Source organism: Blautia sp. ZXY-1-B12, from assembly GCF_056339915.1.
In genome coordinates, this window is the sequence record NZ_JBWJVP010000210.1 from 1 (window position 1) to 9,094 (window position 9,094).

The window sequence follows — 9,094 nt, forward strand, 5'->3', positions numbered from 1 at the left end:
CATGAGGCGTGATCTTTGGCATTTGTTCCTCATGAGTACGATTATACTTTCCTAACGCCCACTGAAAATGTTTTTCCCAATGGAGTGCTACCTCAGGCATATCTTTTTTATCCAGGAATAAAAATCGACTATATCCATCTATAATCGGCTCAACCCTTACTTTTTTACGGTTTTTCACAATCTGTTCAAAACATTCATAAACTTCATCTGTCATCGGCAACATTCGTGTTCCACTTGAAGTTTTGGTATCTTCAATGACGTACTGCATTCCTCTGGTTCTCTGAAGCTGATGATTCACATTGATTTTTCTCTCCTGAAGATCAATATCTTTCACTGTCAATCCACAAAACTCAGAAATACGAAGTCCAGTCTTAAACAAAATAAACATTCCATTATAGTATTTTGAGTAATGGTCATCATTTCGGATAAACTCCAGAAATAACTCTTCCTGTTCTTTTGTAATTGCCTGTCTTGTAACACTGTCATTTACGACAACTGTACATAATTGAAATTCAAAAGGATTCTTGCGCAGTAAATCATCTTCAACTGCCATCTGAAATGCAGGTCTTACAATTCCACGCACACTGTGAATGGAACTGTATCCTCTTCCATCTGCTTGCAGTTTAATAAACCATGCTTTTGCATCCGACAATTTTATTTTATCTATTCTTCTGGTTCCGAATTCTTCTTTTTTTATTATATTGATCACAAAATCATAGTTCGCCTGAGTGTTATGACGAACCCCCTTTTTTTGTCCAATGTATTTTTGAACCAAATCTAAAACTGTTAAATTTCCTCCGTAAGGTACTATACCATCATGTAAATCTCTTTGGATATTTTTTTCTTTTTCCCTTAGAGCTAAGCATGGTCTGCATCCAGTTGGCAGAGAATCTTTTGGCTCTAATTTCCAACTATACAAAAACTTCTGCTTTCCATAACAATCTGTATATACAAACGCATATCTTCCATCTTTTCTCTGACTTTCTCCGTTTCGTAAAATTCGACCTTTTTTATCCCGTCGTTTTTGGTCACGTTTTGTTTTACCCAAACGTCTTCGCCCCTTTCCACGAAGAAGCCCTAGCACGATATAGGTATTATATCATACCAGGGCTAGCATTTCCACTTTAAAGTGCTAAATTGTTCGTATATTTTTTACAAAGACGTAGTCTGATCCAGAAAGGCCTCAAATTTCTTACGGTTAATCAATGACTTACACCCCACCTGGACTGTAAAGCAACATTCTGAATTTAGATGTTCCGAAATAAGCATCCTTATTTTCTTTTCACCTATTCCGAAATATTGCACTGCTTCATCCACCGTAAGCATATATTTTTCCCAAATTGGAATCTTACCTTTTTCAATTTTAATCGCCACTCTTCTCTCCTCCTTTTCTCTTTGGACAAAACATTTTTATCTGCCCATGACAATTTACAATTTTATACACTGTCATCGGCAGATAAAATTACAATACAGGTGGCAGTTCAGTACTCTGCCCACATCGGTTTTGCACCGTCATTAAATATGACCAGATTTTTTCTGGAAGTATCATTATCACAGATATGCTTCGTCGCCCTGTGCAGCTGCTACACATTTTGTCAAATTCTTCTCGCTCCATACCTTTACTTCAATGTTATATTTCAGCATTTCCTCGTATTTACTCCATTAACAGAGTAGATATATCATGGCGGATTTACCTAGTGGCTCTACATATCTTCACGTCCTGTATGTAAAACAATATACAATTTTCAAGGTACAAAAATTCCTGAAGGGGAAAAGGAATCTATATTAAATACTCCCTTTACTGATTACTTTTCCTTACATATGATTTCGTATCAAATCCCAAGGTCTTAGTAATCAGTTTTGCTTCCAGGCGTTGACGCAGAGTTTCATCTACACAGTAATGCACCTGTCCAAATTCGTCAAACATTTTTCTGGTAGCCAAAACTGTTATGTACCCTTCATAATGCTTCAACACTGCCTGGATTGCCTCAGTATCACCAGTTGATGCTGCCTCAATAACATGGAATGGCAGCAAATCAAATGCGCATTTCTGTTTTTTACTTTTTTTCATTTGCAGATTCCTCCATATTTTTTCTCATCAGTTCCAGTGATCGTCTACGATGCTCATTAATTGTGCTGCGTACAAGATTCATTTCTCTGGCAATGTCTGCATCACTCATATCCATAAAATATGATAATAACACAACATTCCTTTTCTTTTCAGTAAGTATCTGCCAGTGCTTCAGCAATCAATGCATCTTTGACTTCTATGTCGTAACCCAGGACCTGAAAACGATGTGTTTCCATTTCATGCTCATCCATTATAAAAAGTCTGCTCAACTCCTTTTCTGATAATTCTGACAACATCACTTCATACTTCTGGCGATATGCCATATGCTTTTCATAATTAATAACTTCACTTTTCAATGCCAGCTTGCACAGAGAATCAAACTGATGTCTGACTGTCTGCTCATCTTGAAAAGAGGATTGCTCCATAAGAGTTCACCTCCTTCCCCGCCGGTAGGCAATAAGCAAAGTTCTTGCTTCCCCTTCACACATATCCCAAACGGATGAGTGCATTTGTCGGGGTGTGGGAAGAAATTTTTAAAAAATTTCTTAATAAATACGAGAAAATTGTTTTTCCTGTATTTTGAGGTATAGAATGGGTAATAGTCCCGCAAATTGATAATATCCATATAGACCTCCGTTTCGGTTGTTGGTTGACAAGTGACCGAAACGAAACCGGCGGGGAACGGCACCGGGGCTGGACTTCGGGCCAGTATGACCCGAAGTTGTCCCATAAAAACAGAAAAACGCCCGGACGGCATGAAGCCATACGGACGCATGAAATAGAACTGTCGTTTACATGATAATATTTTTCATATAAGTAACCAGAATACCCCGGAGGAGGGGCAAGGCTTTTTTTAACTGATGTAACTCATGGGTATTGTGAATCACTAACGCAGACATGACGGCATCCTCCTACGCCACCATGTTTGTGTTAGAATATTATTTGCACGAAAAATGGCGGCTTTGAAACCGCCATCAAGTTTTTTATGTGAATAAGCAATGTAATACACCTACTTTATAAGCGTTTTTTTTTAACCACCAAAGCAGGCTCATCAGTTTTTTATCCTTTTTGCTTAGGAAAGCACACTACAATTTCAAAAACATTATTATTTAGAGAAGCACTGATAGAACCGCCCATTTTTACTGTTAAATTCTTTGCTATTGTGAGACCCAAACCGGTTGTTTTGCGGGAACGGGATAAATCTGTTGTATAAAAACGATTAAATATTTTGTCTATATCAGATTCATTTATGCTGTCTGTAAAATTCTGAAAAGAAAAATGGTAATTTTCATTATCATCATAAGATGAAAAATGATAATCACTTTTCCCATGTGACAAGGCATTAGAAATGATATTTTCAAAAATTCTGGTTACTGCTTTTTCATCTCCATAAAATGGAAAAGAAATCTCTGCAATACTTAATGCTGGAATTATTTTGCGTTCCTCAAAAGATTTAAAAAAGGAAACTGCAACAGAGCGTAAAACAGCATTTAAATCAAATGTAGTATAAGAAAATTCCATTTCATCAGCTTCTATTCGTGCAAATTCAAACAACTGATTTAGTAACTGATTTAAAACATTCAATCTTTCATTTATAACAGCTGCTGCATCTAAATCTTCCTCGGACAACTCCGGCGATTGTAGAAGCATTTGGGTATATCCTTGAATAGCAGTCACAGGTGTTCTAAGATCATGAGCTAAATTTGTAATTGTTTCTTTGATTGCCTCATCCTTTTTTTGTAATGAATATACTTGTTTGTGGTAAACTCGAAACAATTCATTTAAAGCATTTACAAGATCGGTTATATCGGAAGAAGGAAAATCTAATGTCAATTCCGCATGGGTAAATGAATGTAAAAGTGTTTGCAATTTCTGGCTTAACCGGGTTACCTCCCTACGATGAAGCAAGTAAAATGATAAAACAATAATAAGAGATAGTGTCACAATGATAGCATATATTTGAAGTACCACACTCATAACATTATCCCTCCCTGCATTATGTAATATCTCTTTTCTTGAAAATTGTTCCTATAACTCCACCAAATATGATCATATAGGCGAAGAAAATGATAATTGCGGTTGGAAGCCATTGAACTGCCATATCTATTCTTGTTTTATTGATATTACTAATTGCCCAAAAAATTGTGATGTTATATCCTAAGCCCAAAATACTTTCCAATCCATGAAGAACCAGATAACCAAAAAATATAAGCAAAGCATTAACTGCCATGCTAACTGAACTGTTTCTTATGAGAAAAACAAGTGAAATTGCGAGCGTTGATACAGCCATATGATATAATGCCTCACAGAATATGTAGGACACTATATTGCTAATGCTTGTAAAAGTAAGACCGCTTATTCCAAAAAAAATTTTATTACATAACAAACCAATTAAAAAGGCAGACACCAAAAAAAAGAATGATACAATCCAGCCAATTACCAATTTTGAGAAGAAGTAACTCCATCGTGACAGACCTTTTTCTATATAATGTTTTACAGTCCCTTGACGAAAATCATTTGAGAAATAGTAGCTGCAAAAAATAATCAAAGGGAATACAACTGGGTAATAATTAAAAAAAGAATCCCAGTAATTTGCAGAAACTTCTTTACCTACCAAATATTCTCTCATGCCAATCGTTGCTTTTTGTGCATAAGCACATAAGAATATCCATCCTGTCATCATAAGAAAACATACTTTCAAGACTTTTCCATGTATCGCTTTATAAAAATCAGCTCTAATTAAATTAAGCATTGACTATGCCTCCTCTCATTTTTTCATTAAAGTAATCTTCCAGTGACTCCTTTGTTACAGTACATTCATCAACAGCAATTCCATGATTAACCAGTAAGGAGTTTACAATTCCGGGATTGTCTACATATTCAAAAATCCGAATATTATTATCGGAAAGAATTTCGTAGTTTTTAGTATGGAGATTTTTCTCTATTAAAATAGCGGCCTGTGCAGTATCTGATGCCTTAATTTTTAAACAACATTGACATTTTTCATTTAATTCTTTTGCAGTAATTTCTTCAATCAGCTTGCCATTTTTAATAATGCCGTATTTTGTTGCAATTTTTGACAATTCCCCCAAGATATGACTGGAAATCATAATGGTAATATGTTCTTCCCTATTTAGTTTTAATAAGAAATTCCTCATATCTTGTATTCCAGTCGGATCTAAGCCATTGATAGGTTCATCAAGAATCAGAAAATCAGGATTTCCCAACAAGGCAACGCCAATGGCTAAACGCTGTTTCATACCTAATGAAAATTTTTTGACAATTTTATTTTCATATTGTGACAGACCCACCTGCTTTAAAATTTGTTGTACAGATTCTTTACTTGACAGTCCATATGCTTTTCTAAATACTTCCAAATTTTGTTTTGCGGTTAATTCTGCATAAAGTGCCGGAGATTCAATCACACAACCAATACGATAACGCTCAGTCTGGGGAACAAAATTTCCAAATAGTTCAACAGAGCCTTCTGATGGTTCAACCAAACCTGCAATCATTTTCATTAAAGTAGACTTACCAGCACCATTCTCTCCAATCAAGCCATATATTTCGCCTTTTTTAATAGAAATGGATACTTTATCAACAGCATAATAATTTGTGTATTTTTTAGATACTGTGTTCGTTCTTAGTATATATTCCATGATATATCCCTCCTTGTGGTTTTAGTGTAAGGGATAAGTTTAAGTAAATTATTTTCTAAATCTAAGGATTTCATAAAGATTATATGTCCATCTTAAACCCAATTCCCCAAACCGTTTTAATATACGATTTACTATTATCTATTGCAGCAATTTTTTTGCGTAAGTTGCTGATATGAACATTGATAGCATTTTCAGTTCCTTCTAAAGCTTCATTCCATAATTGCTCATAAATCATATCTTTCGTAAATACTTGTTGCGGATGTTCCATAAGCATTTTCAATATAGCAAACTCATTTTTTGTAAGGGGCAATTTTTGATTTTTTAGAGTGGCCTCCATTCCTATTGTATCTAAATTTAAATCGCCACAACATAACAAGGAATTTGATGTATATTGATTTTCATAAATCCGTCGCAAAATCGTTTCAATCCTTGCAAGTAGTTCTTCTATATCGAAGGGTTTCGTTACATAATCATCAGCACCGTTTTTCAATAAGGAAATTTTACTTTTAGAATCTTCTTTTGCAGATAGACCGATTACAGGTACATTTTTTGTTTTCTTTATTTCTGCTAAAACTTGTTCACCAGAAAGACCGGGAAGCATTAAATCCAAAATAATCAGATTAACTTTTTGCTTTTCAAGAAAAAGAAGGGCTTCTGTTCCTGAATAAGCAGAATATGTTATATAACCATTTTTCCGAAGATATTTAACAAGCATATCATTGATAGCCATATCGTCATCAACTATTAGAATTGTGTAATTCATATAAAATACCTCTCTTTAACATTGATCAATTTGCAGAATATAATTTTATGGCATATTCGTATCAACTTTATCACAATCGTTTGCTATATTCAATCATGTGGCTATTTGATAGTGAAATAAAATGCTACTTAACATCAAATTCCATTACATTCTCATAATTCAACCCGAAATGTACAATGATATAGGGTGATATGAGAATGAACCAAGATGAAATTAGGTTTGACTTTCATGGGCTCGGGCTGGCAATCAAACAAGCTAGAGAAGAAAGAGGCTGGACACAGGCCTATGTGGCGGAGCTGGTCGGCAAGACAGACCGCACGATTATGAATATTGAAAACAAGGGACAACATCCCAGCTTCAATTTATTTTTCAAACTCGTTACCATGTTCGATATTTCCGTAGACCAGTTTTTCTACCGGGAAGAACAGCGGGACGAACACAGTTGCAGAAAGCACATTGATGTACTTCTCAACTCCATGAATGAAAAGGAGCTAGTTGTCATGGAGGCCACAGCCGAAGGGCTCAAGAAAGCCAGAGAAACGGAGGTTCAGAAATAAGAGCCTCTGTTTTTTTGTGCTATTTTAGAGGTGTCGCTAAATGGTAAGCAATGCCTCTGTGGCCACAAGTGGCACAAAGGCGGCTTGTTGGGGCTCGCCCCAAACCCGTATCTTCGGGCCAATATGGCCCGAAGTGTCAGCGTCGCTTTGCTCCTTATTTTCATAACCTTAACGCTCCTTTTCCTGCTTTCTTCCCGGCTCGGCGTAGCCCATCAGAGTGTCAATGTTCGCCTTGATCGTGACGATCTCCTGCATATCCCGTCGTGCCTTCTGGTATTCTCCATAGAGCTGTTTTTTCTTTGCTGTGAGCTTGCGGCCTTCCTCCTTCAGCACATCCATTTTAGGGAGCTTCGCCCCGCCCAGCAGAGAGCGCATTTCCGCTTGTGCAGCCCGGTACAGTTCAAGGTCGGCCTCATGCTCCGCAAGGAATTTCCGGCTGTACTTCGTCGCCTTATACTGCTCAAAGACCGGACGGGTTTTGGCATACTGAACCGTTGCGGCCTTTAGCCCGGCATTGGTTTTCATGGCCTGTTCCGTCTGCTTGATCTGCTCGGAAATGGCATGGAAACGGTCTGCCGCCTCGGTGGCTTTCTGTGCCAACTGCTCATAATCGGTCAGTCCATTGTCCTGTATATAGGCAAGGGCAGCGGCCATCTGCTTAATGTTAAATACCTTCGCCCAGCGTTCATATCCCGGTCCCTTACCGGCAGCCAGTTTTGCTTGAATATCCACCGCCAGACTGATTTTCCGCTCCGAATGTCCGGGGCGTTTTTCTTTGCCCTCAATGGCGGACAGAACATCTTGCAAGTCGTAGCCGTCCCCCAGCGTGGAGGCACGCAGACGGGTGAAGCGTTCCTGCCCTTGCCCGGTCAGCCGGAAACTGATACCGCCGCCCCGAACCTTCTTGACCTCATACCCGGCCCGCTTCATCAAATTGAGAAATTCGTCCAGATCAGCGGGGTGCTCCGCCAGCGCAGTATCAATGGCGAGGCGCAGCCTGTCCTGATAGGAAAGCGGTCCTTTTCGTTCTTTCTGCCATTCTCCATAATTCCGATACTTACCCTTGCTCCGGGGCTTCGGGTTCTCCACGATGGATAGCCCGTTTTCAAGGCACAGCCTGTCAGAGAGCCGACGGAGGGCGAAGCTGGAGCCCCAAAAGTTTCGGAATTTCCGGGTGCAGTCAAGGGTGGTGGAGTTGTAATAAATGTGACAATGGATGTGCTGCTTGTCGGTATGCGTGGTAACGATAAAAGCGTGCCGCCCCTTCGTCCAGCGCATAGCCAACTCATAGCCGATACGGTTCGCCTCCTTCGGGGTGATCTCGCCCGGATAGAAGGATTGTCGTATCTGATAGCACAGCACATCATTTTCTTTTTTCTGTTCCCGGCCCGTCATAGCGGCATAGCTGGCCTTTGCCAAAAGGAACTCGTCCGCCACGGTGGCCGGATCACATTCATAAGCGGAGATATACTTTCCGCTTTCTGTTTTCTCCGGGTCCTTGCCATAGTCCAGACAATCCCGGATTGCCTCAGCAATCGTTTCGCCTTCGCCCGCATGGCGCTGTAACAAAGTTGTGGTAGCCAAAAATCATCCCTCCTTTCCATGAGAAAGGGGCGGCCCATCCAGACCGCCCCGACTTCGGGCCAGTATGGCCCGAGGCTGCTTAACTTGCCAGAAACCGGTACAGAGCGGATTTGCCTCCGTCCAGCGCCCAAAGAAGGGAGCCCGCCGCCGCTTGCAGTCCATACGGCGAAAGAAGGAAGGCAAGAAACAGAAATACAATCCCGCCTATGGGCGTCGGCGTGAAAAAGAGAACGACACCCAGCACCACCAGAATCACAGAGGCAATCGTCAGCAGGACGGCACAAATACCAAACAGGAACACCAGCAGAGCCGCCAGAAGGGACAACGCTAAAGCAAATGGAGCGACCAATATTTTCAGCAGTATCTTCATCTTCAAAACCCTCCTTTATCTATCCTTTCTACCTCTATTTTATCATGCCTGCCCGGGGACATAAATGTTGCGAAAGATTAGTAAATCCTG

At 39.4% G+C, this 9,094-nt stretch carries 10 protein-coding genes and 1 pseudogene; 1 reads left to right on the forward strand and 10 read right to left on the reverse strand.

The annotated features are described in order from the left end of the window. From AC075L_RS13180 to AC075L_RS13215, 8 genes and pseudogenes are all read right to left on the reverse strand, one after another. Positions 1-1,048: integrase DNA-binding domain-containing protein (locus tag AC075L_RS13180; protein ID WP_476387792.1), on the reverse strand; the 1,048-nt coding region annotated here is incomplete at its 3' end. A gap of 104 nt (positions 1,049-1,152) precedes the next feature. Beyond that, positions 1,153-1,374, reverse strand: a complete 222-nt coding sequence (locus tag AC075L_RS13185) for an excisionase (RefSeq protein ID WP_021650362.1) — start codon at positions 1,372-1,374, stop codon at positions 1,153-1,155. Positions 1,375-1,798: 424 nt separating this feature from the next. Beyond that, on the reverse strand, positions 1,799-2,071 hold the full coding sequence (locus AC075L_RS13190) for a helix-turn-helix domain-containing protein (protein WP_015541278.1): 273 nt from the start codon (positions 2,069-2,071) through the stop codon (positions 1,799-1,801). Continuing rightward, positions 2,058-2,496, reverse strand: a pseudogene (locus AC075L_RS13195) (RNA polymerase sigma factor). Before AC075L_RS13195 ends, AC075L_RS13190 begins: the two are co-directional and overlap by 14 nt. 634 nt (positions 2,497-3,130) lie before the next feature. Beyond that, the gene (locus AC075L_RS13200) at positions 3,131-4,048 is read right to left on the reverse strand and encodes a sensor histidine kinase (RefSeq protein ID WP_118409648.1); all 918 of its coding nucleotides are present in this window, start codon (positions 4,046-4,048) and stop codon (positions 3,131-3,133) included. A gap of 19 nt (positions 4,049-4,067) precedes the next feature. Continuing rightward, on the reverse strand, positions 4,068-4,823 hold the full coding sequence (locus tag AC075L_RS13205) for an ABC transporter permease (RefSeq protein WP_118409647.1): 756 nt from the start codon (positions 4,821-4,823) through the stop codon (positions 4,068-4,070). Beyond that, the gene (locus AC075L_RS13210; protein ID WP_044996577.1) at positions 4,816-5,730 is read right to left on the reverse strand and encodes an ATP-binding cassette domain-containing protein; all 915 of its coding nucleotides are present in this window, start codon (positions 5,728-5,730) and stop codon (positions 4,816-4,818) included. Before AC075L_RS13210 ends, AC075L_RS13205 begins: the two co-directional genes overlap by 8 nt. A 79-nt stretch (positions 5,731-5,809) precedes the next feature. Beyond that, on the reverse strand, positions 5,810-6,493 hold the full coding sequence (locus AC075L_RS13215; protein ID WP_025579569.1) for a response regulator transcription factor: 684 nt from the start codon (positions 6,491-6,493) through the stop codon (positions 5,810-5,812). Between the two features lie 197 nt (positions 6,494-6,690). Here AC075L_RS13215 and AC075L_RS13220 point away from each other — a divergent pair, with 197 nt between their 5' ends. Further along, positions 6,691-7,050 carry a helix-turn-helix domain-containing protein gene (locus AC075L_RS13220; protein ID WP_044996579.1) on the forward strand — a complete coding sequence of 120 codons (360 nt, stop codon included), beginning with the start codon at positions 6,691-6,693 and terminating at the stop codon, positions 7,048-7,050. 168 nt (positions 7,051-7,218) lie between these two features. Here AC075L_RS13220 and AC075L_RS13225 read toward each other — a convergent pair whose 3' ends face one another. Further along, a complete protein-coding gene (locus tag AC075L_RS13225) occupies positions 7,219-8,634 on the reverse strand; it encodes a relaxase/mobilization nuclease domain-containing protein (RefSeq protein WP_476387793.1) in 1,416 nt (471 codons plus the stop codon). A gap of 79 nt (positions 8,635-8,713) precedes the next feature. After that, positions 8,714-9,004, reverse strand: a complete 291-nt coding sequence (locus tag AC075L_RS13230) for a CD1845 family protein (RefSeq protein ID WP_118409645.1) — start codon at positions 9,002-9,004, stop codon at positions 8,714-8,716. Positions 9,005-9,094 lie beyond the last annotated feature (90 nt).

What these genes read in the sequence shown, in the direction of transcription:
- AC075L_RS13190 (WP_015541278.1), bottom strand. Translation starts at nt 2,071, where the DNA reads ATGAAAAAAAGTAAAAAACAGAAATGCGCATTTGATTTGCTGCCATTC.
- AC075L_RS13200 (WP_118409648.1), bottom strand. Translation starts at nt 4,048, where the DNA reads ATGAGTGTGGTACTTCAAATATATGCTATCATTGTGACACTATCTCTT.
- AC075L_RS13205 (WP_118409647.1), bottom strand. Translation starts at nt 4,823, where the DNA reads ATGCTTAATTTAATTAGAGCTGATTTTTATAAAGCGATACATGGAAAA.
- AC075L_RS13210 (WP_044996577.1), bottom strand. Translation starts at nt 5,730, where the DNA reads ATGGAATATATACTAAGAACGAACACAGTATCTAAAAAATACACAAAT.
- AC075L_RS13215 (WP_025579569.1), bottom strand. Translation starts at nt 6,493, where the DNA reads ATGAATTACACAATTCTAATAGTTGATGACGATATGGCTATCAATGAT.
- AC075L_RS13220 (WP_044996579.1), top strand. Translation starts at nt 6,691, where the DNA reads ATGAACCAAGATGAAATTAGGTTTGACTTTCATGGGCTCGGGCTGGCA.
- AC075L_RS13230 (WP_118409645.1), bottom strand. Translation starts at nt 9,004, where the DNA reads ATGAAGATACTGCTGAAAATATTGGTCGCTCCATTTGCTTTAGCGTTG.